Source organism: Massilia sp. Mn16-1_5 (assembly GCF_004798585.1).
Taxonomy (GTDB): Bacteria; Pseudomonadota; Gammaproteobacteria; order Burkholderiales; family Burkholderiaceae_D; genus Telluria.
Window position 1 is genome coordinate 222,138 of the sequence record NZ_PPXQ01000003.1, and the last position, 24,885, is coordinate 247,022.

Consider the following 24,885-nt stretch of genomic DNA (forward strand, 5'->3'; position numbering starts at 1 on the left):
GTTTTGACGCGCCCGGCCCTGCGCGTGCTGCGGTGCGCGCTGGCGCCCTATGGTAGGCTGCATCCATGCTGCTCAATACCCTTATCGTCGTGGCCACGGTCGTCTTCATGGAGCTTTTTTCCATCGTGGCGCACAAGTACATCATGCACGGTTTCGGCTGGGGCTGGCATCGCTCGCACCACGAACCGCGCACCGGCTGGTTCGAGAAGAACGATTTGTATGCCGTCGTCTTCGCCGGCGTGGCCATCGCCCTGATCTGGTTCGGCACCGAGGGCGTCTGGCCGCTGCAATGGATCGGCGCCGGCATGACGGCCTACGGTTTCCTGTACTTCGTCGCCCACGACGGCCTGGTGCACCAGCGCTGGCCCTTCAAATACACGCCGCGCAGCGGCTACGCCAAGCGGCTCTACCAGGCGCACCGCATGCACCATGCGGTCGAGGGCAAGGACGGTGCGGTCTCCTTCGGCTTCCTGTACGCGCCGCCCGTCGCTACCCTCAAACGCCAGCTGCAAGCCCTGCATGGCGGGGCGCCGCGGCGTCCATCCCGGGACGCCGCCACAGACCGCCAGGACGCGGCCTGAGCGGTCGCAAGCGCGACAGCAGCGCGTCCACACCACCCCGCGCCAGCAGTAGCAACTTTGTCGCCTTCGAAGTGCCGACGCGCTCGTCCCAGGCAGCCGGACCGCGCGCCTTGACCTTGATTCCGATCTGGCGGTAGACCAGGCGCGCGGTGGCGATCGCCCACGCCGAGCGCAGGGGGAGCGAAGCGATGCCGCCCAGCGCCGAGTCGTAGTAGGGTTCGGCATGCTCGACCAGGCGCGCCGCAACCTTCGCCAGCGCCACGCGATGGCGCGGCAGCGCCAGCTCCTCAGGCGGGATGCCGGCTTCGCGCAACCATTGCGCCGGCAGGTAGCAGCGTCCAATCGCCGCATCGTCGACGATGTCGCGCGCGATGTTGGTCAGCTGGAAGGCCAGGCCCAGGTCGCAGGCGCGGTCCAGCACCGCCTCATCCTGCGCACCCATGATCTGGGCCATCATCAGGCCGACTACGCCGGCCACGTGGTAGCAGTAGCGCAGGGTATCTTCGATGGTCTCGTAGCGCACCTGGTCGACGTCCATGCCGAAGCCGGCCAGATGGTCGAAGGCGTAGCGCGGGGCGATGGCGCAGCGCTGTGCGACTTCCTGGAAGGCGGCAAAGGCCGGATCGCGCATCGTCTCGCCGGCGTACGCGCGGCGGGTCTGGTCGTGGAGGCGGGCCAGCTCGGCATGTGGGTCGTGGACCGGTGCGACGGCGCCGAAGCCGAGTTCCTGGCCGTCGACGACGTCGTCGCAATGGCGGCACCAGGCATAGAGCATCAGCACGCTGCGCCTTGTGGCGGGATCGAACAGCTTGGCGGCGGCGGCAAAACTCTTCGAGCCGACCTTGATCGTCTCTGTCGCATGATCCAGTAATGCTTCACTCATGCCGGCTCTCCAAGCATCAGGCCTGCCGTCGCCTTGGCCGAGCCGATCACGCCCGGCACGCCTGCGCCCGGATGGGTGCCGGCGCCGACCAGGTACAGGTTCGCCAGCGCGCTGTCGCGGTTGTGCGGACGGAACCAGGCGCTTTGCGTCAGCACCGGTTCCAGCGAAAAGGCCGAGCCGACGTGGGCGTTGAGCTGGTCGCGGAAATCGAAGGGGGTAAAGATGCGGCTGGTGACGAGCTGGCTGCGCAGGCCCGGCATATAGCGCTCTTCGAGGTAGGCGAAGATGCGGTCGCGGTAGAGCGGCCCTTCGACTTCCCAGTCGATGTCGGCATTGCCCAGGTGTGGGACCGGCGCCAGCACGTAATGGCTGCCGCAGCCGGGCGGCGCCAGCGATGGATCGGTGACGCAGGGCGCGTGCAGGTAGAGCGAGAAGTCTTCGGCTAGGGCGGGCCCTTTGAAGATGTCGTCGATCAGGCCGCGGTAGCGCGGGCCGAAGCAGACGGTGTGGTGCTGCAGCTGGCTGTGGTGGTGGTCCAGGCCGAAGTAGATGACGAACAGCGAATTGCTGAAGCGCTTCTTGCGCAGGCTGGCCGCCTCGCTCTCGCCGCGCGGATGCTGGTTCAGCAGCGCCGCGTAGGTATGCACCACGTCGGCGTTCGAGGCCACCGCGTCGGCGGCGAAGAAGCGGCCGTCTGCCAGGCGCACGCCGCTGGCGCGCTCGGCCCGCGTTTCGATCTGCGCCACCGCGGCATTCAGTTCGATGCGTCCGCCGATGTCCTGGAACAGGCGCACCAGCCCTTTCACCAAAGCGCCGGTGCCGCCGCGCGGGAACCAGACGCCCCAGCGCCGTTCCAGTGCATGGATCAGCGTGTAGATCGACGAGGTCGCGAACGGGTTGCCGCCGACCAGCAGCGAGTGGAAGGAAAAGGCCTGGCGCAGGTGTTCGTCCTGCACGAAACGCGAGACCATGCCGTAGACGCTGCGCCAGGCTTGCAGCTTCGCCAGCTGCGGTCCGGCCGCGATCATGTCGCGGAAGGACAGAAAAGGCACGGTGCCCAGCTTGATGTAACCTTCCTCGAAGACCGCCTTGGAATAGGCGAGGAAGCGCTGGTAGCCGGCCACGTCCGCCGGATGGAAGTCGTGGATCTGGCGGTCGAGCGCGTCCTGGTCGTTGGCGTAGTCGAAATGGCGCCCATCTTCCCAGCACAGGCGATAGAAGGGCGAGACGGGCAGCATCTCGACGTAATCCTCGATACGCTTGCCGGCGAGCGCGAACAGCTCCTCGATGCAGGAAGGATCGGTGATGACGGTCGGTCCGGCGTCGAACACGAAGCCCTGGTCTTCGTAAACGTAGGCGCGGCCGCCCGGCTTGTCGCGCTTTTCCAGCAGCGTCGTTTGGGTGCCGCCGGCCTGCAGGCGGATGGCCAGGGCCAGGCCGCCGAAGCCGGCGCCGATCACCACGGCCGTTTTAGCTTGATTCATTCTGGATTCCTGATCTGACGGGGTTGGAGCGCTGCGGGTTGGAGAAGGCGGCGCGTAGCGCCGCGCCCACGGGCACCGGCGGCTTGCCGCTGAGGATGCGCGCCTTGTCGAGCGGGTGCAGGCGCGCGGCGTAGAAGCGCGCGATCAGCGGCGCCGGCAGACGATAAAAACGTTCCATGACGCGCCAGCGCTGGTCCGGATTGGCCGCCATGAACAGCATGCGGTTGAGCAGGCGGAAAAAGCCCTGGTCGCGCCATTCCCGCTGCGCTTCATCGCGAATGGCGGCGAACAGTACGGATGCATTCAGCGCGCGCAGGGCGGCGATGCGCTCGGCCAGGCGCACCGCGTGCGGCAGCGAATAGCCGGTGGTCGCGTGGAACAGACCGGCGCGCAGGCCGGACACCGGCTGGCCCTGCATGTCCTGCCAGAAGCCTTCGATGTCGCCGGCCAGCACGATCGGCAGCGAGCCGTGTTCCTCGCGCAGCACCTCGGCGATGTTCCAGCCGCGCGTGCGCGCATAGGCGGCGATGTTGGCGCGCAGACGCTGCGGCTCCCATACGCCGGTGTCGACGTAATGGGTGTCCTCGATCAGCACGCGGTCGGGCCCGAAGGGCAGCAGGTAGACGAAGCGGTAGCCGCCTTGCTGCTCGACGCCGGCATCCATGATCACCGGCGATGTCAGCTTATGTGGGACGGCCAGTCTCACTTCCTGGCCGAGGAAGGTCTGGTAGCCGAGCGCCAGGCGCGAGCTGGGCCGCGGGCCGCGGCCGTCGATGACGGCACGCGCGTACAGGGTCTCGCCGCTTTCCAGGCGCACGCTGGTCGGGTTGACGGTATCGGCGCGCACGCCGGTGCGCAGGGCAGGGCCGAGCGCCGCTTGGATGACGCGCACGAAGTCGCTGGAGGCGATGCTCGCATAGCCGCTGTCGAGCGTACGCGCATGGTTCGGGAACAGGACCTGGTATTGCGGCCAGCGGTGTGCGACCAGCGGTGCTATCCAGATGCGCTGCTCGAGCGCGAGGTCGCCGTCGTGGAAGGACCAGGTGTGGTTGCCGCCGATGCTGTCGCCCGCTTCCAGCAGCAGGATCTTCAGTTCCGGGCGCGCGCTGTGCAGGCGCCAGGCGATCAGGCCGTTCGCCAGGCCGCCGCCGACCAGGATCAGGTCATACAGGACGTGCTTATCCATGCTGCACCGCGCTGCGTGTGTGGATGCCGAGCGCGGCTTCGACGATATCCGCCGCGCGTGCGCTGCCGCCCGCCTGTTTGACGCTCTCGGCCAGCGGCGCGCAGCGCCGGCGGAAGTCCGGTTCGTCGAGCAGGCGGCGCAGGCGCTGGGCAATGCCCTTGGTGCTGGTGAAGCGGGGCGAGGCGGACAGGCCGATGCCCGCGTGGCGGATGCGCGCCGCCACGCCCGGCTGATCGAAAGCGATCGGCAGCGCCAGGATCGGCGTGTCGGTCGCGACCGCATCCATGACCGTATTCAGGCCGCCGTGCGAGACGACGGCGTCCGCCCGCGCCAGCGCGGCTTCCTGCGGCGCGAAGGCGCATACCCAGGTCGCGCCCAGGCCTTCGAGCGCCGCTACTTGCCGCGCATCGAGGCCGCCGCAATGGGCCAGCAGGAGCTGGGCGTCGAGCCGGCGGCAGGCCTTGGCGATCCGTTTGAACAGGTCGAAGCGGTGGCCCTGCAGCGTGCCGAGCGACGCGAAGACGAATGGCCGGTCTTGCGCGATTTCCGGCAGCGCGTCGGTCCGCGCCGGGGCGCCGTGCGATGCAGCGCGCAGCGGGCCGACGTGGTGGAAGTGCGGCGGCAGCTCCCGGCGCGGAAATTCGAAGGCGGCCACCGTCTGGCTCAGCTGCGTGTAAGGAGACAGGCATTCGTGCAGGGCGCCGCGCAGGGGAATGCCGAGCCGGCGCGACGCCGCTTCGATGGCGCGCCGGTGCGGTGTCATCATCCAGTCGTAGACGCGGGTGCTGCCTTCGAACATGTGCAGGGAACGTTCGCTGTCGCCCCAGTCGAAGGGCATGACCGGCAGCGGCACACCGGGCTCGCGGTTGACCGGCAGCGCGCAGGCGACCGATACGTAAGGCAGGCCGAGCGCTTCGGCGGCCATGCCGCCGGCCGCTTCCATCTGATCAGCCAGCACGGCATCGATGCGCAAGGTCTCGATGGCGGCGGGCAGTTCGTCGCACAGCATGGTGGTGGTGCCGGCCATGTCCTGGATGACGCGGCGCAGCCCGAGCGGACTGCCGGGGTTGGCGGCGCGGCGCAGCGACTGCGCCAGCGATCCGGGCGGATGGCTTTGAACGCCGACAGCATGAAAGCCGAAGCGCGCATCCTTCAGGTAGGCGCGCGCGTCCGGACGCTGGAGAAAGGTCACGCGATGGCCGCGCTCGACCAAAGCCGCTGCGAGCGCCGACAGGGCGCTGACATGGCTGTAGAAGGCCGGGGCGACCACGCCGAAATGGGCCATAGGCTGTCCTCGGCTAGCGGACGATCAATGGTGCACCTGCTGCCGCTCCGCCGCGGCGTGCCCCGTGTCGGCGAAGCGAAAGCCCGCGCCCTGTCCGAACAGGGTGTCGACGAAGCGGCGCGTGCGCTGCTTGCTGCCGATCGCGTCGGTCAGATTGCGGTCGGCTTCGTCGAGGTGGCGCATCAGGCGCTTCCTCGCTTCCTCGGAACCGAGCGCGTTGACCAGGGTGGCCTTGCCCAGGTCCTTGCCGGTGTCCTTGCCCGTGACGTTGCTGTCCATCGCGACGTCGTCCTGGAAATCGTCGCGGATTTGAAATGCGTGGCCGGCGGCCAGGGCAAAAGCGCGCAGCGACTGGGCGACGCAGTCGTCAGTCTCGGCCAGGATCGCAGCCATGTCGACCGAGACGCCCAGCAGCACGCCGGTTTTCAGTTCATTGGTCGTGGCGATTTCCTGCTCCGAGCGCTGGGCGCCGGCGCGCAGGTCTTCGAACTGTCCGCGCACCAGGCCGGCCGTGCCGACCGTCTCGGACAGTTTCGCGACCAAGCGCGCACGTACCGCGGGCGGTACGTCGGGAGCCGTTGCCAGCACACCAAAGGCGCGGCTGAGCAGGGCGACGGAAGAGAGGATGGCGACGTCCTCGCCGAACTGCACGTGGATGGTCGGCTGCCCGCGGCGCAGGCTGGCATCGTCCATACAGGGCAGGTCGTCCAGGATCAGGGAGGCGGCATGCACCATTTCGACGGCGCAGGCGATGTCGACCAGCGCGGGAGAGGAGCAGCCGAGGTCGCGCGCGACCAGCATCAGCAGCAGGGGACGCATGCGCTTGCCGGCGCTGAGGGTGCCGGCGCGCATGGCGACGGTGAGCAAGTCGGAGCCATTGCCGCTGTCGGGCAGCAGCTGGGCCATGCGCTCCTCGAACTCGTGGCGGATGGCGGCCAGCTCGGCCTGCCACGGATCGCCGCGCAGGTCGCGGATGTCCAATCGTCCAGTCATCGTAGTCATGTGCCGATCCCCCATGCTGAAGAGTTAGACAAAATTAATGAATTAGTAATTCATCATAACCGGAAGCGAATTGATGTAATCGTCAATGTTTCAACCGTGCGGCGGGGCGATGTTAGCTATTCTCGTTAAATCCAGCGATTTGTGTATAAAAACGGCGTAAATGTCCCGCTGTTGTCCCGGTAACGTGTGCGAGGCCTGAAAACGAAATGCCGCCGAGCGCGAGCGCAGGGCGGCATTTGAACAATGGCGCGCGAGGCGCCTGGGCCGACAATCAGGCGTAACTGGTCCAGCTTTGCGGGATATCGATATGCCCCGACCTGGCGGCATCGGCATAGGCACGCATTTCGGCAACGACAGCTTCCAGCTGTTCATTACCCGGATTCATGAGAAATCCTTTCATGCGCTCTTGCAGGGCAGCCTGCTGGTCGCGCCATTCGTAACGGGAAGTCTTGCTCATGCTACCCCCTTGCAGTGTCCTGCATCGATGTTCTTGTTGAGATCCATGACATCCTCCTTGATAAGGCAGACAGGTTCTCATTTTTATCGATAACGGGTCCGTGCGATGCCGCACATTCGCTCGTCAGTACAGTCCTACTTCAGCACCGCGCGATAGAACAGTTCGAGGCGCTGCGCCAGCTGGCGATGCGCTTCCTCATGCGCCGGCTGATCGTGCGGGAACACGAAGCGCTGCATGGCGTCGCCCGAAATCCAGCTGGTGAGAAAGGCGGGCAATTGCTCGAAGGGCAGGTCGGTGCGCAGCTGGGCGCGGATGTCGGGACGGGCAAAGAAGCGCTCCAGCATCTCGCGCGTCATGCGCGGGCCGGTGTCATAGAAAGTGTGGGCCAGCTCCGGATTGTCGCCGGCTTCCGCGATCACTACACGCTGCATCGCGATCAATTGATCTTCGCAGAGCAGGTCGAAAAAACGGTGCGCGAAATCGTCGACCACCTCGCGGAAAGGGCGCAGGTCGTGTTCCAGGTCGCCGACCTGGAAAAACTGCTCGCGGCGCGACACCAGCACCGCTTCGAGCAGGCCGGCCTTGCCGCCGAACTTGACGTAAATGGTGCGCACGGCCACGCGGGCGGCGCGGGCGATCGATTCCAGGCTGGTGCGCGTGTAGCCGTTGGTCAGGAACAGGCGGGCGGCGGCGTCGATCAGGTCTTGCATGCGGGCTTCGACGTCGCTTGCCTTGGGGCGGCCGGCGCCGCGCAGGCAGGGGACGCGGCTTGCTAACGATGATTTGCTCATGGCGTCACTGTAATTCACGCAGAAATGAAATGCAACCGTTTCATTTCTTGACGAACCCGAGCGCTTGTCGAATAATGTGGGAAATTGCCCTATTCCCTTTTCGGAGTACTCCATGTCTCAAACGCCTACGCTCGAGCAGAAGCCGCTCGGTAATCCTTCCGTGGCCCCAGCCGCTCCCGGCAAGACCCCGCCCAACAAGCGCGTCCTCGTCGTGGTCGGCCTGATCGCGATCGCGGCCCTGGCCGCCGGCGGACGCATGTGGTACCGCAGCCATAACTTCGTCGATACCGAAAATGCCTACATCGCCGGCCACGTGCACCCGGTGTCGGCGCGCATCGCCGGCGTCGTCACGCGCGTGCTGGTGGAAGACAACCAGCACGTCAAGGCGGGCGACGTCATCGCCGAACTCGATCCGGCCGACCAGCATGTACGCGTCGAGCAGATCGAAGCGCAGATCGCCAGCGCCAAGCAGCAGGTGATCCAGGCCGACGCGCAAGTCGAGCAGGTGCGGGCCCAGGCCCAGGCGGCGCAGGCGCAAGTCGGCCAGTCGCAGGCCCTGGCCCTGCGTGCGCGCCAGGACGCCGAGCGCTTCGGCCAGCTCTACACGAAGCAGATGAAGGCCGTCTCGAAGGCCGAAGTCGACGCCGCGAATGCCGCGCGCGCCGCCGCCGCGGCCGACGTGAATGCGCGCCGCGACAACGCCGCCGCCGCCAAGTCGCAGATCAATGCGGCGCAATCGGCGCGCGACGTGCTGAAAGCGCAAATCAAGGTGCTGCAGGCGCAGCTGAAGGACGCCAAGCAGCAGGTCACCTACAGCCGCATCGTCGCGCCGGTCGACGGCCGCATCGGCCGCCGCAGCGTCGAAGTGGGCGCGCGCGTGCAGCCGGGCCAGCAGCTGGTCGCCGTGGTCGAAGACAAGGTCTGGGTCACCGCCAACTTCAAGGAAACGCAACTGGCCGGCCTGAAGCCTGGCCAGGCGGTCGACCTCGAGATCGATGCGCTGCCGAACGAGCACCTGGTCGGCCGCGTCGACAGCTTCTCGCCGGCCTCGGGCAACCAGTTCGCGCTGCTGCCGGCCGATAACGCCACCGGCAACTTCACCAAGATCGTGCAGCGCGTGCCGGTGAAGATCACCCTGGCACCGGCCGACGTGCAGCGCCTGACGGGCCGCCTGGTGCCGGGCATGTCGGTGGTCGCCGAAGTCGACCTGCGCCAGAAGGCGGAAGCTGCTCGTACCGCCTCTGCCAAGTAAGGACGCTCCATGACGAGTACGACCAAGGCCGCACCGGCCGTGTTCCCTGGCGCACCCGCCGCCGGTGCGCGCGTCGATGCGCGCACCTGGATCGCGGTCGCCGCCGGCATGCTGGGCGCCTTCATGGCGGTGCTCGACATCCAGATCACGAACTCCTCGCTGCGCGACATCCTGGGCACGCTCTCGGCGACCCAGGAAGAGGGCTCCTGGATCTCGACCGCCTACCTGTGCGCCGAGATCGTCGTGATCCCGATGACGGCGCTGTTCGCGCGCGCCTTCGGCGTGCGCCGCTACATGATCGGCACGACCTCCCTGTTCCTGGTGTTCTCGACCCTCTGCGGCGCGGCCTGGAACCTGGAGAGCATGATCGTCTTCCGCATGCTGCAGGGCTTTACGGGCGGCGCCCTGATTCCGATGGCGATGACCCTCGTGATGACGCGCCTGCCGAGTTCCAAGCGCGCGGTCGGCATGGCCATCTTCGGCCTCACCGCCACGCTGGCGCCGGCCATGGGTCCGACGCTGGGCGGCTACCTGTCCGAAATCTACGGCTGGCCCTCGATCTTCTACATCAACTGGGTGCCGGGTGTGCTGCTCATTGCCGGCATGGTGTATGGCCTCGACCGCGAGCCCTCGCAGGCGCGCACGCTCGTTCACGCCGACTGGCTCGGCATCAGCTTTATGGCGCTGGGCCTGGGCTGCCTGACGATCTTCCTGGAAGAGGGTAATTCGAAGGACTGGTTCGATTCGCAGTTCATCATCACCTTCGCCGCATTGGCCCTGATCGGCATCCTCGGCTGGGTCGCGACCGCCTTCACGCGCCAGCAGTCGTTTGTGAACCTACGCCTCTACGGCCAGCGCAACTTCCTGATCGCGACCGTGCTGTCGGCCGTCACCGGCATGGGCCTGTACGGCTCCTCCTACCTGCTGCCGCTGTACCTGGGCCAGATCGCCGGCTACACACCGATGCAGATCGGCGAAGTGATTGCCTGGGTCGGGCTGCCGCAGCTGATCGTGATGCCCTTCGCGGCGGCCCTGTCCTCGAAGGTCGACAACCGCATCATGTGCAGCTTCGGCCTGCTGCTGTTCGGTGGCTCCTGCCTGATGAACGCCTACATGGACGCGACTACCGGCTACGACCAGCTGATGGTGACCCAGATCGTGCGCGCCATCGGCCAGCCTTTCGTGATGCTGACGCTGTCGAACTTCGCCATGAACGGCATCGCGCCGAAGGACATGCCCTCGGCCTCGAGCCTGTTCAACATGACGCGTAACCTGGGCGGTTCAGTCGGCATCGCGATGCTGGCAACCTCGCTCACCAACCGCGAACACTTCCACTCGGCGCGCCTGGGCGAATCGGTGTCGTCCTATGCGGCGCCGACCCAGGAACGCATCGACCAGATGACGCAAGCCTTCATCGCCAACGGCATCGATCCGGCCACGGCGGCCAACCAGGCGCTGGCCGCGCTCGACCGCATCGTGCGGCGCGAATCCTATGTGATGGCCTACAACGACGGCTTCTTCATCGTCGGCGCGATCCTGATCGGCTGCATCGCCATGGTCTGGCTCGCCGACAAGGTCAAGTCCCCCGGCGGCGCCGGCGGTGGCGGCCACTGAACCAATTTAAGAGAAGAGAAGAGAAAAACGATGTTCGATTCCCTGATTCGCATGTTCCCGCCGAAGTTCTCACGGCATGCCTTGACCGTCGGCGTGAGCGCCGCGCTGGCCCTGATGGCAAGCGGCTGCTCCACCATCGGTCCGAATTTCAAGGCGCCCGCCACGGTGCAGACGCCGGCCTACCGCCATGCGGACGCGGCGCCGGCCACGTCATCCGATGCTGCGCGGCTGCCGGCCACCTGGTGGACCGTGTTCAACGATCCCACCCTGAACGACCTGGAAGAACGCGCCCTGCGCGACAACCCGGGCGCCAAGGCCGCGGCCCAGCGCCTGGTGCAGGCACAAGCCCAGCTTGGCGTGCTGCGCGCCGGCCAGGCGCCGAACGTGTCGGTGAATGCCGGCGTGTCGAATTCGCGCACCTCGGCCGAGACCTCGCAGGCGCTGGCCCTGGGCGGCCGCTCGATCGAAGGCAACAACTTCTCGGTCGGCGCGGCCTTCTCGTATGAGCTGGACATCTGGGGCCGCGTGCGGCGCGTGATCGAAGCGGCCGATGCCCAGGCGCTGGCCGCGCAAGACGACCGCGACGCCGTGCTCTTGATGCTGTCGAGCCAGGTGGCGCAAAGCTACTGGCAGCTGCGCGGGCTGGATGCCGAGCAGGCGATCCTGGTCAACGCCCTGGCGGCGCGGCGCGAAGCGCAGGAACTGGTCGAGGCCCGTTTCGATGCGGGTCTCACCAACGAACTGGACGTCTCGCGCGCCCGCGTCGAACGCGCCAACGCCGAAGCCGACCTGCATGAGGTGCAGCGCCAGCGTAATACCGTCGAACACGCGCTGGCGCTGCTGGTCGGCGTCTCGCCGAGCACGCGCCTGCTGGCGGCCGATGCCACCCCAAGACTGCCGCTGCCGCCGACGATTCCGGTCGGCCTGCCGGCCAGCCTGCTGTCGCAGCGTCCGGACCTCGCATCCAGCGTCGCCAACCTGCGCGCGGCGAATGCGCAAGTCGGCGTGGCCGAAGGCATGTTTTATCCTTCGCTGACGCTGACCGGTAACTTCGGTTACGCCTCCGAATCGCTGCGCGACCTCGCCGGCGGCAGCGCGCGCCAGTTCTCGGTCGGTCCGCTGGCCCTGTCGCTGCCGATCTTCGACGGCGGCCGCAACAAGTCGAATCTCGCCCTGTACAAGGCGCGCTACGAAGAAGCGGTGGCGAACCACGAGAACCGCCTGCTGACCGCGCTGCGCGAAGTCGAGGATGCCCTGTCGGACGCCCAGCAGCGCCAGAAGCAGGGCGACGTCCAGGCGCAAGCCCAGGAAGCGGCAAGCCGCGCGCTGCTGGTCGCGCAGGCGCGCTATGAGCGCGGCGTCTCGACCTACCTGGACGTCACCGATGCCCAGCGCAGCGCCCTGGCCGCCGACCGCGCCGCCGCGCAGATCCGCACCCAGCGCCTGCTGGCCTCGGTCGCTGTGGCGCGCGCGCTGGGCGGCGGCTGGTCGCAGGGACCGGCCCTCGCGACGGTGCGCTGATCCTCTTCGCGTGAACAAGGCCGGTACGGGATGCTTTCCCGTACCGGCCTTTTTTCAAACCGCCGCAAGCGCAGGCAGGCAGTGTAATATCGGCGGACCTTATCATTCGATGCCACATATGCCCGCTCGCTCCCTTCTCATCGCAGCCCTGCTTTGCGCGGGCTCCGCCTCCGCGCAGTCTTCCCCATCCTGGCACGCCGAGTCCAGCGGCACCACTGCGGAGCTGCGCGGCCTCTCCGTCGTCAGCGACAAGATTGCCTGGGCCAGCGGTACGAAAGGCACCGTGCTGCGTACGGTCGACGGTGTCCGCTGGCAGGTGCTGCAGGTACCGGACGCCGGCGCCATCGACTTGCGTGACATCCACGCTTTCGACGCGCAGTCCGCCATCGCGATGGGGGCCGGGCCGGGCGCGGCCTCGCGCCTTTACGCGACCGCCGACGGCGGCGCGAGCTGGCGCCTGCTGGCCACCAACAGCTACGCGGACGGCTTCTGGGATGCGATGGCCTTCTGGGACAAGGACAACGGCATCCTGTTCGGCGATCCGGTCAAGGGCCGCTTCCAGGTCTACGTCACCGCCGACGGCGGCGCGAGCTGGCGGGCAGTAGAGGCCAGCGGCCTGGAAGCCATGCCGAACGAGGGCGCGTTCGCCGCCAGCGGCACCTGCCTCACCGTGGCCGGAACGAACGATGCCTGGATCGCTACCGGCGGCGCCGGCAGCTCCCGCGTTTTTCATTCCAGCGACCGTGGACGGACCTGGCGCGCCGCAACGACGCCGATCCCGGCCGGCGCTGCGGCCAAGGGCGTGTTCTCGGTCGCCTTCGCGAACGCGAAAGAGGGCGTGGCGGTGGGCGGCGACTACAAGGAGCGGCTGCTGGCCGGCGTCAACGGCGCGCTAACCTCGGACGGTGGCGCGACCTGGAGTCCGGCGCAGGTAGCACCGGCCGGCTACATGTCGGTGGTGGTCCCGGTGCCGGGTACGCCGCGCGCTTTTGTTGCCGCCGGCCTGGCGGGCTCCGGCTTCTCGCGCGACGGCGGCAAGAGCTGGACCGTGCTGGACGACACGCCGGTGAATACGGTCGGCTTCGCCAATCCCTCGGTCGGCTGGGCGGTGGGGCCGAAGGGCTTGCTGATGAAGTACACGGGCCCGGCGCTAACAACGGTCCGTTAACGTAGGGCGGGCATGCCCGCCGTACTTCCGGGCACCCGCCCGGCCGCTCAATCCAAATTGCGCGTCCGCGCGTCCACCGTGCCACCCCAATCCTGCGCATACACCCCATCCCGCACATACCGATGAAACGTCGAATGCTCCCACTCGCCGACGTTGAGCACGAACCCATGCTTCACCGGATTGAAATGCACGTAATCCATATGCTTTTCAAGATCGGTGTCATCGCGTATCTGGTGTTCCCAAAACCTGCGTTGCCAGATCGTCGATTCGCGCTGCTTCTTCGCTGTTCGTGTCAACAGCGCAGGGTCGTGCAGCGTCTCGCGGCACAAGTACGAAACATATCGCTTGATTTCGCCCCAGCGACGTCCATAATCGAAATCCCGTTCCGGCAAGGTCCAGATGCAGTGCATGTGGTTCGGCATCAGCACCCAGGCGTCGATCGTGAATGGGCGCGTGGCGCGGACGGCGGTGATCGATTGCCGGAGTGCGGCGCGAAAGCGCGGGTCACAGAAGATCGGCCGGCGCTGGTAGGCGACGACGGTAAAGAAATAGGTGGGGCCAGAACGGAGGCGGCGGTAGTTGGGCATGGTGCGGCATCGTAGCCGCGTGATGCACAATGCCATATGTGCCGGCGCAAACGTGTCGTGCATGTTGTGAGTAAATGCATACGAATTTGGCGGGCATGCCCGCCCTACGGAAATCGGAACATAACAGGAGACACATGAAACACCTTCTCGCACCACTCGTGCTGACCATTGCCGCCGGCGCCGTCATGGCGGCCGAAGCGCCTGCCGCCAAGCCGCATGCGGCCACTGCCGCCGAACTGAACGCGATGGCCAAGCGCTTCGCGCCGGTCGACCTGCGCGCGGAGACCGCTGGGCTGTCGAAAGGCGACCGCGTCGCCATTGGCAAGCTGATCGAAGCGGCGAAGATCGTCGATACCCTGCAATTGCGCCAGCGCTGGGCAGGCAACGAGGCGCTGTGGACGGCGCTGCAGAAGGACAACACGCGGCTCGGCAAGGCGCGCCGCGATTACTTCTGGCTGAACAAGGGCCCGTGGTCCATCATCGACGGCAACGCCTCCTTCATGCCGCCCGAGTACGCGGGCATCCAGATCCCCGCGCGCAAGCCCGACGGCGCGAACTTCTATCCGGCCGGCACCAGCAAGGAAGCGCTGGAAGCCTGGATGAACGGCTTGCCGGCCAAGGACAAGGAAGCGGCGCAATGGTTCTTCACCACGATCCGCACCGGCCCGGACGGCAAATTCCGTGTCGTGCCGTATTCCGAGGAGTACAAGACCGAGCTGACGCAGCTGGCGAAGCTCTTGCGCGACGGCGCCGCCAGCACCGACAACGCGTCCCTGAAAAAATTCCTGCTGCTGCGCGCCGACGCCTTCCTCTCGAACGACTATCTCGCCTCCGATTTCGCCTGGATGGACCTGGATTCGCCGGTCGAAATCACGATCGGTCCGTACGAAACCTATAACGATGAACTGTTCGGCTACAAGGCCGCTTTCGAGGCCTATGTCAGCGTGCGCGATCCGAAGGAGACGCAGAAGCTGAACTTCTTCGGCAAGCACATGCAGGAGCTGGAAGACAACCTGCCGGTGGATAAACAGTACCGCAATCCGAAGGTCGGGGGGATGGCGCCGATGGTGGTCGTCAACCAGGTGTACGGCGCCGGCGACGGCAACATGGGCGTGCAAACGGCGGCCTACAACCTGCCGAACGACGAGCGCATCATCCGCGAACGCGGCTCGAAGCGCGTGATGCTGAAGAACATCCAGGAAGCGAAGTTCGAATCGACCCTGAAGCCGATCACGAAACTGGTGCTGCGGCCCCAAGACCAGAAGGACCTCGATTTCGATTCCTTCTTCACCCACATCCTGGCGCACGAAATCACGCACGGCCTCGGCCCGCACCACACGAAACAGAACGGCAAGGAATCAACGCCGCGGCAAGACCTGAAGGAAGCCTATTCGACGATCGAGGAAGCCAAGGCCGACGTGACCGGCCTCTGGGCGCTGGCCTACATGATGGAGAAGGGCCAGTTGAAGGACACGCTGGGGCAGGGCGAAGCGGCCGAGCGCAAGCTCTACAACACCTTCCTCGCGTCGTGCTTCCGCACGCTGCACTTCGGCCTGACCGACTCGCACGCGCGCGGCATGGCGATCCAGGTGAACTACCTGCTCGACAAGGGCGCCTTCGTCTCGCATGGCGACGGCACGTTCTCGGTCGATTTCAAGAAGATCAAGCAGGCCGTGATCGACCTCGACCGCGAATTCCTGACCATCGAGGCCACCGGGGATTACGCGCGCGCCAAGGCGATGATGACGAAGTACGTCGTCATCCGCCCGGACGTACAGAAGGCGCTCGACAAGATGAAGGCGGTGCCGAACGATATCCGGCCGGCCTTTGTCACGGCGACGGCACTGGCGGCGGGAGGACAGCGCTAAGCCGGTATGTTTGACAAATCCATCACTTTGACCAGGATTTGACCAGGTATCTGAAGTATATTTGACGAAATCACATGGAACTCTGCTATAGTCGCAGGTTATTTCCTTAAGGCAATTAATTGCCTGCGGTCGATCCTGCTGACTTTAGCGAGCTTCCATGTTTCCTTCGAGAATGACGATCGGCGCCCGTCTGGCGCTGGGCTTTGGCGCCGTGCTGGCGCTGATGATGGTGTTGACGGCGCTGGCGGTGAGCCGCGTCGGCAACATCGATGCCACCCTGAACCGTATCAATGACGTCAACAACGTCAAGCAACGTCACGCGATCAATTTCCGCGGCAGCGTGCACGACCGCGCGATCGCCCTGCGCGACGTCGTGCTGGCCGGCGACAACGCCGCCGCCCAGCCCGCCATCGAACAGATCCGCGTGCTGGCCGCCAATTACGAGCGCGCCGGCACCGCCCTCGATGCGCTTTTTGCGGCGCGCAGCGATATCCTCCCTGAAGAAAAGAGCGCGCTGGCCGCGATCAAGGAAGACGAACGCAAGACCCAGCCGCTGATCGAGAAGGTGACGGCCCTGCGCCTGGCCGGCGATGTCGAGGGTGCGCGCGCCTTGCTGGCGCAGGGCGCCGCGCCGGCCTTCGTGTCCTGGCTGGCCAGCGTGAATCGCCTGATCGACCTCGAGGAACAGATGAACAAGGATGCCGCCGCCGAAGCGCGCGCGCTGTCCGGCAGCTTCTTCGGCTGGATGGCTGTACTGTGCGCCATCGCCGTGGCGGCGGGCAGCCTCGGCGCCTGGTTCATCAGCCGCGGCCTGCTGCGCCAGCTCGGCGGCCAGCCGGGCTACGCCGCTCACATCGTACGCAGCATTGCTGCCGGCAATCTGGGCGTACGCATCGACACCGCGCCCGGTGACCGCTCGAGCCTGCTCTTCGCGATGGCCGGCATGCGCGACAGCCTGGTCGAGATCGTCGCGCAGGTGCGCACCGGCACCCTGACCATTGCCAGGGCCTCCACCGAGATCGCCGCCGGCAACCAGGACTTGTCTTATCGCACCGAAAACCAGGCCGACACGCTGAAGGACACCGCCGCCTCGATGGAAGAGTTGACCGGCACCGTGCGCCAGAACGCGGACAATGCGCGCCAGGCGAATGCGCTGGCCGAATCGGCATCCAGCGTCGCATCGAAGGGCGGTGCGGTGGTGGCCCAGGTGGTCGAGACGATGGCAGCGATCAACGCCTCGTCGAAGCAGGTCGTCGACATCATCGGCGTCATCGACGGTATTGCTTTCCAGACCAATATCCTGGCCTTGAACGCCGCTGTGGAAGCGGCGCGGGCCGGCGAGCAGGGGCGCGGCTTTGCCGTGGTGGCGACCGAAGTGCGCAACCTGGCCCAGCGTTCGGCCGCTGCCGCGCAGCAGATCAAGACCCTGATCGGCAGCTCGGTCGAACGGGTCGACGCCGGTGCCCGGCTGGTCGACGAGGCCGGCAGCACGATGCAAGACATCGTGAGCAGCGTGAAGCGCGTGACCGACATCATGGCGGAGATCAGTTCGGCAAGCGCCGAGCAAAGCGCCGGCATCGAACAGGTCAACAGCGCCATCGGCCGCATGGACGAGGCGACGCGCCAGAATGCCGCCCTGGTCGAGCAGGCCAGCGCGGCGGCCGCCTCGCTCAACGAGGAAGCCGCGGCATTGGCCGAGGTGGTCAGTGTCTTCAAAATGGAACAGCAACAGGCGCGTTCTGTTGTTTCGGCGCCCCACAAGCCTGCCTTGGCGTTGTCGGTTTGAACAGGGACAAAAATATTTCTGCGCGGGAAGATATTCTGGATCATAGAATTGCCTTGAAGCATTTCGTTGATCCGGATGTGTCCCATGTTGAAATCCTTGTTGTCCCTCGCGCTGCTCGCCGGCGCCACTGCCCAGGCCGCTGAACTGACGGCGCTGGAAACCCGCTGGCTGCAAGCGGCGTCCCCGGTCCTGGTCTACTCCCAGGCACTAAAACTTCCGATCGACATCATCGTCCAGCCGCAGGCGCGCGCCACCGACGTGCCGCTGGCAATGGGCTATGCGGACGGGCGCTGCAAGCTGGTACTGTCCTTGCGCGGCAATCCCCAGGCGGAATCCGTGTTCGCGGGTATTGCAGAGAATGAGCAGGGCGAGCTGATCGAGGCGATGGCGGCGCACGAGATCGCCCATTGCTGGCGCCATGCGAATGGCGCCTGGAATGCGCTGCCGGCCGGCTTCGTCGAAGTCGGCGAGGAAACGGCCAGCGACGGTTCGCTGCTGGCGATCTCGCGCGCCCTGCGCGAATCGCGCCGCGAGGAAGCCTATGCCGACATGGCGGCGCTGGCCTGGACCCGCCATAGCCATCCGCAGGCTTATGCGCGCGTGCACGGCTGGCTGAGCAGCGTGCGTGCCGGGCAAACTCCGCGCGGCGGGCATGACACCCGGACCTGGGTCGCATTGGCCAGCGACGGCGGCCGCTTCGGCAAGGCCGAGGCGCCGTTCGAGGACGCGGCGCCCGTGTGGAAGGAAGGGTTGCTGCAGGACTGAAGCCGTCGGCAGATCGTGCGGTTTATGGTTTTTTCGGCAAGTGTTCGTTGTCGCACAGATGTTGTGGGGGTGGGGGCGTTTAATGGCGCTATCACAACAACCTACCCCACGGAATCCGCCATGAAAACCTTGCTCGCAACTCTGCTGGCTACCGCGGCCGGCGCCACCTTCGCCGCCGCCCCGACCGCCGCCCTGAACCACGATCCGGCAACCTATCGCAACGTGAACCAGAAGGCCGCGACCGAATACAAGGCGGCCACCGCCAAGTGCGATGCGAAGAGCGGCAACGACAAGGACGTTTGCATGGCCGAGGCGAAAGCAGCGCGCGCCCGCAGCGAATCCGATGCCATCGCCAAGTACAACAATTCCGAAAAAGGCCGCGCCAGCGCCCGCAGCAAGGTCGCCGAAGCCGATTACGAAGTGGCGAAAGCCAAGTGCGACGCCAAGAGCGGCGCCGAGAAGGACAGCTGCATGGACAATGCCAAGTCGGTGCGCACCGCGGCGCTGGCCGACGCCAAGGCCGGCCGCGATGGCTCGACGGCTACCGGCGCCAGCGGCAGCGCCGGCCTGATCGCCAGCACCGATACCAAGGATCCGGTGAAAGCCGCCGCCGTCGCCAAGTGCGAACAGGCTGCCGGCAACAGCAATACCGGTTGCCTGGTCGACAGCAAGGGCAACGTGACCACCATGGCCGGCCGCGCCGAGAACGCCACCGAGCGCGCCGCAGACAAGACCAAGGATGCCGCCTCGACCGCCGTCGACAAGACCAAGGCCGTCGCCGCGACCGTTGCCGAGAAGACCAAGGAAGTCGCATCGACCGTGGTCGACAAGACCAAGGCCGCTGCCTCGACGGTTGCCCAGAAGACCGAGAACGCTGCCGAAAACGTCGGCGACAAGACCCGCCAGGTGGCCGCCAACGCCAAGGAAGAAAGCAGGGAAGCCGCTGCCAAGACCGATAACGCCACCGACCGCGCCGCCGACAAGACCCGCGACGCCGGCCGCACGACCGCCGTCGCCGCGTCCGACACGGCCCTCACCACCAAGGTGAAGGCGAACCTGCTGGCGCAGCCGGAACTGAAATCGCTGGGCATCCACGTCGAGACCGAGAAAGGTGTCGTCATGCTGAGCGGCTTCGTCGAATCGAAGGCCGAGGCCGACAAGGCCGTCAAGGCGGCCAAGGAAGTCGAAGGCGTGAGCAGCGTGAAGAGCGCCATCAAGGTCAAGTAAGAACGGAAGGTTCGAGCGGCCCGCGCGGGCCGTTTCGAGAGCAGCGCGCGCAGTCGTCATCGATGGCTGCGCGCGTTGTCGTATGCACGCCGCATTCCTGCCGGGATCGGAGGCCAAGGCGCGCTGGAATGACGTGGGCGGCAGGGCGGGCAGGTATAATTTTCGGGTGAACAAACTCGAAGCCTTCGGATACATCGTGGCGCAAGCCTCGCGCGGTGATATCACTTTCCCGACCAGCGTCAATGCCGTGCTGCGCCTGCAGCAGGCGCTCGACGATCCCGACTGCCCGCTCGACGAGGCGATCCGCCTGGTGCTGGCCGAACCGCAGCTGGCCGCGCGCACCGTCGCCCTGGCCAATTCGGCCGCCTTTAGCGGCGGCGGGCCGGCTGTCACCAACGTGCGCGCCGCCGTCACCCGCATGGGGTACCGGCGCCTGCAGGCGCTGGTCGCCAGCCTGGTGGTACGCCAGTTCGGCAGCCGCATCAAGGATCCCGGCCTGCGCGCCAAGGCCGAACAATTGTGGGAGCACACCACCCACGTGGCGGCGCTGGCCTGGTCGCTGGCGCGCCACGTCACGGGCGTGAATCCGGACACGGCCCTGTTCGCCGGCATCATCCACGAGGTCGGTGGCTTTTATCTGCTCTCGCGCGCCGACGAATTCCCCGGCCTGCTGGACGACGATCCGGAGAAGTGGGGCGAGCTGTGCGAGGACGTGGTCAGCCTCGAGGTCCTCAAGAAGCTCTCGGTGCCCACGCCGGTGGCCGATGCGATCGGCGCCCTGCGCCGCGCCTGGATCAACATGCCGCCTTCGACCCTGCTCGACACGCTGCTGCTGGCCAACCAGTACGCTCCGGTGGCCTCGCCGCTGGGCAGCGAGCAGCCGGAGCTGCCGGAGCACGGCGACAGCGCCCTCGATTTCGTGCTCGACGAAGCGCTGCTGGAAGAGATTCGTGCCGAGGCGCTGGAGACCTGCAAGGCGATGGGCGGACCGCTGCTGGTCTGACGCGTTGCGCTTGCGGCTGCCACGGAATAGCGCGAGAATTGCTCTGAAACGCTTCCCAGGTGCAGTTGTTTAAAGGCTAACGTGCCGGTCCTCGCGCGGCGTCAAGCCAGGCCGCAAAGCTGGGAACCAAGGCCGAAGCCAGCCGTTCTAACCGCAAGGAGTCGTTCTCCACGCGGAGGAAACGTGAGTCGTCAGCCGACATCTTTGCTTTCAAGGATCAGTCAGCTTCCGCTGTGGGTAATCGCTTGCCTTGCCTTCCTGCCCTGCGCGCTGCATACACCTGGGTGGGCGGATGCGGCCGCGCCGGCTTCCAGTTCTTCCTCCAGCCTGCTCACCGTCGATGGGCCGATCGGTCCCGCCTACGCCGACTACATCGAACGCGGCATCGCCCAGGCGGCAGCCAGGGGCAGCCGGCTGCTCGTCCTTCAGATCGATACGCCGGGCGGGCTGGACACCTCCATGCGCCTCATCGTGCGTGCCATCCTGGCCGCGCCGCTGCCCGTCGCCTGCTACGTGGCGCCGAGCGGCGCGCGCGCCGCCAGCGCCGGCACCTACATCCTGTATGCCTGCCACATCGCGTCGATGGCGCCCGGCACCAATATCGGCGCGGCCACGCCGGTACAGATCGGCACTGGGCCCGATCCGCCGGGGAGCGCTCCGCCGGGCGACGCTTCGCCGGGCGCCGATAAGCCGGACGCCGACAAGCCCGCGCAAGAAAAGCAGGGCCAGCATTCGGCCATGGAAAACAAGGCGATCAACGACGCCGCCGCCTACCTGCGCGGCCTGGCCCAGCTGCGCGGACGCAATGCGGTCTGGGCCGAGGCCGCGGTGCGCCAGTCAGTGAGCCTGTCGGCCGAGGATGCGCTGGCGGCCAAGGTGGTCGACATCGTCGCGCGCGACGTGCCGGCGCTGCTTGCGCAGGCGCACGGACGTACGGTGAGCGTGCGCGGCCAGCCCTGGCGCCTCGACAGCGCCGGCCTGGTGCTGGCCGCCACGCCGCCGGACTGGCGCACGCGCCTGCTGGCCACGATCACCAATCCGAGCGTAGCCTTGATCCTGCTGTCGGTCGGCGTGTACGGCTTGCTGTTCGAATTCATGAGTCCGGGTGCGGTGCTGCCCGGCGTGGCCGGGGCGATCTGCCTGCTGCTGGGCCTGTACGGCTTGCAGCTGCTGCCCATCAATTATTCCGGACTGGCGCTGATCCTGTTCGGCCTGGCGTGCATGCTGGCCGAAGCCTTCCTGCCCAGCTTCGGCGTGATCGGCTTCGGCGGCGTGATCGCCTTCGTGATCGGCGCCTTGCTGCTGCTCGACAGCGAAGCGCCGGGCTTCGGTTTGCCGCTGGGCCTGGTGGCCGGCATCGGTTTTGTCGCCGCGCTGCTGGTGGTGGGCACCGCCCAGGTCGCGCTGCGCACGCGGCGCCGGCCGCGTCCCGGCGCACTGGGCGCGCTCGAGAGCGGTATCGGCGAAATGCTGAGTGACGCGCCCGGCAAGGATGCGCGCGAAGGCTGGGCGAATGTCGGCGGCGAGACCTGGCAGGTGGCGGCCGAGGCACCCTTGAAGCGCGGCGAGCGGGTGCGCGTGCTGGGCCGGCGCGGACGTGTACTGCTGGTGGCCCCGCTCGAGCAGGGATCGCATCCGCCCGCCAATGGACACTAGGAGAAGCAAATGCTGTTCAACCTGAGTTTCGGCCTGTCCCTGCTGATCGTCGTGGTGCTGGTCCTGTTCGCCATGTCGGTGCGCGTGCTGCGCGAGTACGAGCGCGGCGTCGTGTTCCAGTTAGGGCGCTTCTGGGCAGTGAAAGGGCCGGGCCTGATCCTGCTGATCCCGGTGCTGCAGCAAATGGTGCGGGTCGACCTGCGCACCGTGGTGCTCGACGTGCCGAAGCAGGACGTCATCTCGCGCGACAACGTGTCGGTGAAGGTGAACGCCGTGCTGTACTTCCGGGTGGTCGATCCGGAGCGCGCCATCATCCAGGTGGCGAACTTCATGGAGGCGACCAGCCAGCTGGCCCAGACCACGCTGCGCTCGGTGCTCGGCAAGCACGAACTGGACGACATGCTGGCCGAACGCGAGCGCCTGAACATCGACATCCAGCAGGTGCTCGACGCCCAGACCGACGCCTGGGGCATCAAGGTGGCCAATGTCGAGATCAAGCACGTGGACCTCGACGAATCGATGGTGCGCGCGATCGCGCGCCAGGCCGAGGCCGAACGCGAGCGGCGCGCCAAGGTGATTCATGCGGAAGGGGAATTGCAGGCTTCGGAAAAGCTGATGCAGGCCGCCGAAGTGCTGGCCCGGCAGCAGGGCGCGATGCAGCTGCGCTACCTGCAGACCCTGTCCACGCTGGCCAGCGACAAGACCTCGACCATCGTCTTTCCGCTGCCGGTGGACATGTTGTCAAGCCTGCTCGAGGGACGCGGGCGCTAGACGGATTCGGTTTCGCGCACAGGGATGGGGGCAGCGGCATGCGCCTGCGGCGCCTTGGCAGAGCGCATCGAGCGCATCGCCAGCGCCAGCAGCACACCGGTCAAGGCCAGGCCCGCTGCGACCCATTGCGGGGCGGTGTAGGCGTAGCCGAGGGTCAGCGGGACGCCGCCGAGGAAGGCGCCGGTCGCGTTGCCGATATTAAAACCCGACTGGCCGAGCGAGGAGCCCAGCATTTCCGCCTCGCGCGAATGGTCGATCAGCAGCATCTGGATCGGCGGCCCCAGCGCCAGCGCATTCGCACCGGTGAGGAAGGCCAGCGCCAGCATGGCCGGCTGCGAGGTGGCCAGCAGACCATTGAGCAAGAGCAGGAGCGTCATCGTGCTCAGCAGGATCATGACGGCGCGCAGCGGCGCGACGCGGTCGGCCAGGCGGCCGCCGGCGGTCACGCCGACCGTCATGCCGATGCCGACCACGGTCATGATCATCGGGATCTGGCCCGGTTCAAAGCGCGACAGGTCCGTCAGCAGCGGCGCGATGTAGCTGAACCAGGCGAAGAAGCCACCGGTGCCGATCGAGGTGATCGCCAGTGCCATCCACAAGCCCGGACTGCGGAAAATCCGCAGGTCTTTCATGATGCCGCCGCTCGGCCGCGCGTCGAAGTGGGGCACCAGCTGCCTGAGCGAAAGCGCGGTCAGCAGGCCGATGCCGGCCACGATCAGGAATACCAGGCGCCAGCTCATGTTGTGGCCGAGCCAGGTACCCAGCGGCACGCCGAGCACATTGGCCAGGGTCAGGCCGGTGAACATGGTCGCCATCGCGGCGGCCGCTTTGCCTTCGTCGGCGAGGCGGCGGGCGACGATGGCGCCGACGCCGAAGAAGGCGCCATGCGGCAGGCCAGCCAGGAAGCGCGACACCAGCATCAAGCCAAAGTTCGGCGCCAATGCGGACAAGGCATTAAAGACCGCAAACATCAGCATGAACCAGATCAGCACACTACGCGGCGGGCGCTTGGCCAGCATGCTGACGAGGGTCGGCGCACCGACCACGACGCCGAGGGCATAGGCGGTGATCAGGTAGCCGGCCTGGGGAATCGTGATGGCCAGGCCGGTGGCGATATCGGGAAGGATGCCCATCATGACGAATTCGGTCATGCCAATGCCGAAGCCGCCAAGGGCCAGCGGGAGCAGGCTTTTCTTGATCAAAATAAGGTGTCTTTACAGTAGTGACACCGGCCGGGCGCCATGCCGGGCCGAGTGGAACCGGCCACTATAGCCCGCCACGCACGCGCAGTCCGCTTTCCGCTTGTGATGTCAGGTATTCGGTGCCCTGATAGCGAGGGCGGCCTACCCGGCAGCGTCGTCGATCCAGCCGATGCGGCCGTGGCCGGCCTCGTTCAGGCGCGCCACCAGCGCCGGGGCGTCGGCTTCGGCCAGGCTGAAGGAAAAGACGACGGCGTCGCCGTGGCTGACCTCGAGCAGGGTGGCGTTCATCGCCTCGAGTTCGCGCCGGATCATGCCTTCCTGGGCATAGGGCGCGCTGCAGCGAAGCAGGGTATGGCGCACGATCGCGACTTTCTCGGCCTGCAGCAGCGCCTGGGCGACGCTGTCGGTGTAAGCACGCACCAGGCCGCCGGCGCCCAGCTTGACGCCGCCGAAGTAGCGCACCACGGTGGCGAGCACGCCTTCCAGGTCCTGGTGGCGCAGCACATCGAGCATCGGCCGCCCGGCAGTGCCGCTCGGCTCGCCATCGTCGACGGCGGCGGACTGGCCGCCCGCCAGCAGTGCCCAGCACACGTGGGCCGCCTGCGGATGCCGGGTGCGCAGGTCGCTCACGACCGCCTGCGCACTGGCACGGTCCGCCATCGGCTGCACGCAGGCGATGAAGCGGCTCTTCTTGATGAGGAGTTCGTGGTGGACGGGGGCGAGGATGGTCTGGGGCATGGCGCTAGGCATCGAAGCAAAAGCGGGCGCATAAACAAAAACGCCAACCGGTGAAGGT

22 protein-coding genes are annotated in these 24,885 nt (G+C 66.7%); 12 read left to right on the forward strand and 10 right to left on the reverse strand.

Translation table 11 applies throughout. The features are described 5' to 3' along the window. Positions 1-65: 65 nt before the first annotated feature. On the forward strand, positions 66-581 hold the full coding sequence (locus C2862_RS04785; RefSeq protein ID WP_136218966.1) for a sterol desaturase family protein: 516 nt from the start codon (positions 66-68) through the stop codon (positions 579-581). Here C2862_RS04785 and crtB read toward each other — a convergent pair. The 7 genes from crtB to C2862_RS04820 all read right to left on the reverse strand — a co-directional run bounded on the left by crtB (position 496) and on the right by C2862_RS04820 (position 7,669). Then, positions 496-1,464, reverse strand: a complete 969-nt coding sequence (gene crtB, locus C2862_RS04790; protein WP_136218967.1) for a 15-cis-phytoene synthase CrtB — start codon at positions 1,462-1,464, stop codon at positions 496-498. The genes C2862_RS04785 and crtB overlap by 86 nt on opposite strands. After that, positions 1,461-2,948, reverse strand: a complete 1,488-nt coding sequence (locus C2862_RS04795; RefSeq protein WP_136218968.1) for a phytoene desaturase — start codon at positions 2,946-2,948, stop codon at positions 1,461-1,463. The genes crtB and C2862_RS04795 overlap by 4 nt, the downstream gene beginning before the upstream one ends. Beyond that, entirely contained in the window at positions 2,935-4,134 is a 1,200-nt protein-coding gene (gene crtY, locus C2862_RS04800) for a lycopene beta-cyclase CrtY (protein WP_136218969.1), read from the reverse strand. Before crtY ends, C2862_RS04795 begins: the two co-directional genes overlap by 14 nt. Beyond that, on the reverse strand, positions 4,127-5,419 hold the full coding sequence (locus C2862_RS04805; RefSeq protein WP_136218970.1) for a glycosyltransferase: 1,293 nt from the start codon (positions 5,417-5,419) through the stop codon (positions 4,127-4,129). Before C2862_RS04805 ends, crtY begins: the two co-directional genes overlap by 8 nt. A 24-nt stretch (positions 5,420-5,443) precedes the next feature. Next, complete coding sequence (locus tag C2862_RS04810) at positions 5,444-6,421, reverse strand: polyprenyl synthetase family protein (RefSeq protein ID WP_136218971.1); 978 nt, start codon at positions 6,419-6,421, stop codon at positions 5,444-5,446. Positions 6,422-6,692: 271 nt separating this feature from the next. Continuing rightward, complete coding sequence (locus C2862_RS04815; RefSeq protein WP_136218972.1) at positions 6,693-6,878, reverse strand: hypothetical protein; 186 nt, start codon at positions 6,876-6,878, stop codon at positions 6,693-6,695. Positions 6,879-7,012: 134 nt separating this feature from the next. Then, on the reverse strand, positions 7,013-7,669 hold the full coding sequence (locus tag C2862_RS04820) for a TetR/AcrR family transcriptional regulator (protein WP_136218973.1): 657 nt from the start codon (positions 7,667-7,669) through the stop codon (positions 7,013-7,015). A gap of 112 nt (positions 7,670-7,781) precedes the next feature. Here C2862_RS04820 and C2862_RS04825 point away from each other — a divergent pair, with 112 nt between their 5' ends. The 4 genes from C2862_RS04825 to C2862_RS04840 all read left to right on the forward strand — a co-directional run bounded on the left by C2862_RS04825 (position 7,782) and on the right by C2862_RS04840 (position 13,224). After that, on the forward strand, positions 7,782-8,921 hold the full coding sequence (locus C2862_RS04825) for an HlyD family secretion protein (protein WP_136218974.1): 1,140 nt from the start codon (positions 7,782-7,784) through the stop codon (positions 8,919-8,921). A gap of 9 nt (positions 8,922-8,930) precedes the next feature. After that, positions 8,931-10,535 carry a DHA2 family efflux MFS transporter permease subunit gene (locus tag C2862_RS04830; RefSeq protein ID WP_136218975.1) on the forward strand — a complete coding sequence of 535 codons (1,605 nt, stop codon included), beginning with the start codon at positions 8,931-8,933 and terminating at the stop codon, positions 10,533-10,535. A 30-nt stretch (positions 10,536-10,565) separates the two neighbouring features. Then, a complete protein-coding gene (locus tag C2862_RS04835; protein ID WP_229467291.1) occupies positions 10,566-12,056 on the forward strand; it encodes an efflux transporter outer membrane subunit in 1,491 nt (496 codons plus the stop codon). Between the two features lie 118 nt (positions 12,057-12,174). Next, positions 12,175-13,224, forward strand: coding sequence for a hypothetical protein (locus C2862_RS04840; RefSeq protein WP_136218976.1), 1,050 nt, complete (start codon positions 12,175-12,177; stop codon positions 13,222-13,224). Positions 13,225-13,271: 47 nt separating this feature from the next. Here C2862_RS04840 and C2862_RS04845 read toward each other — a convergent pair whose 3' ends face one another. Continuing rightward, positions 13,272-13,811 (reverse strand): transposase, encoded by a 540-nt coding sequence (locus C2862_RS04845; protein WP_136218977.1) that lies wholly within the window; start codon positions 13,809-13,811, stop codon positions 13,272-13,274. 134 nt (positions 13,812-13,945) lie between these two features. Here C2862_RS04845 and C2862_RS04850 point away from each other — a divergent pair, with 134 nt between their 5' ends. From C2862_RS04850 to C2862_RS04880, 7 genes are all read left to right on the forward strand, one after another. Beyond that, positions 13,946-15,679: a hypothetical protein gene (locus C2862_RS04850; protein ID WP_136218978.1), complete on the forward strand. Its 1,734-nt coding sequence runs from the start codon at positions 13,946-13,948 to the stop codon at positions 15,677-15,679. A 157-nt stretch (positions 15,680-15,836) separates the two neighbouring features. Next, complete coding sequence (locus tag C2862_RS25965) at positions 15,837-17,465, forward strand: methyl-accepting chemotaxis protein (RefSeq protein ID WP_307723533.1); 1,629 nt, start codon at positions 15,837-15,839, stop codon at positions 17,463-17,465. An 84-nt stretch (positions 17,466-17,549) separates the two neighbouring features. Further along, positions 17,550-18,230: a hypothetical protein gene (locus C2862_RS04860; RefSeq protein ID WP_136218979.1), complete on the forward strand. Its 681-nt coding sequence runs from the start codon at positions 17,550-17,552 to the stop codon at positions 18,228-18,230. A 120-nt stretch (positions 18,231-18,350) separates the two neighbouring features. Further along, on the forward strand, positions 18,351-19,457 hold the full coding sequence (locus tag C2862_RS25895; protein ID WP_136218980.1) for a BON domain-containing protein: 1,107 nt from the start codon (positions 18,351-18,353) through the stop codon (positions 19,455-19,457). Between the two features lie 166 nt (positions 19,458-19,623). Beyond that, positions 19,624-20,460, forward strand: a complete 837-nt coding sequence (locus tag C2862_RS04870) for an HDOD domain-containing protein (protein WP_229467292.1) — start codon at positions 19,624-19,626, stop codon at positions 20,458-20,460. A gap of 204 nt (positions 20,461-20,664) precedes the next feature. Continuing rightward, positions 20,665-22,116 carry a nodulation protein NfeD gene (locus tag C2862_RS04875; RefSeq protein ID WP_229467293.1) on the forward strand — a complete coding sequence of 484 codons (1,452 nt, stop codon included), beginning with the start codon at positions 20,665-20,667 and terminating at the stop codon, positions 22,114-22,116. A gap of 9 nt (positions 22,117-22,125) precedes the next feature. Beyond that, the gene (locus C2862_RS04880) at positions 22,126-22,887 is read left to right on the forward strand and encodes a slipin family protein (RefSeq protein ID WP_136218983.1); all 762 of its coding nucleotides are present in this window, start codon (positions 22,126-22,128) and stop codon (positions 22,885-22,887) included. On the opposite strand, the gene C2862_RS04885 is transcribed toward C2862_RS04880, so the two are convergent. Together C2862_RS04885 and C2862_RS04890 are read right to left on the reverse strand one after the other, a co-directional pair. Next, positions 22,884-24,089 carry an MFS transporter gene (locus tag C2862_RS04885; protein ID WP_136218984.1) on the reverse strand — a complete coding sequence of 402 codons (1,206 nt, stop codon included), beginning with the start codon at positions 24,087-24,089 and terminating at the stop codon, positions 22,884-22,886. The two genes, C2862_RS04880 and C2862_RS04885, sit on opposite strands and share 4 nt — an antisense overlap. 141 nt (positions 24,090-24,230) lie before the next feature. Then, positions 24,231-24,827 carry a YigZ family protein gene (locus C2862_RS04890; RefSeq protein ID WP_136218985.1) on the reverse strand — a complete coding sequence of 199 codons (597 nt, stop codon included), beginning with the start codon at positions 24,825-24,827 and terminating at the stop codon, positions 24,231-24,233. Positions 24,828-24,885: the final 58 nt, after the last annotated feature.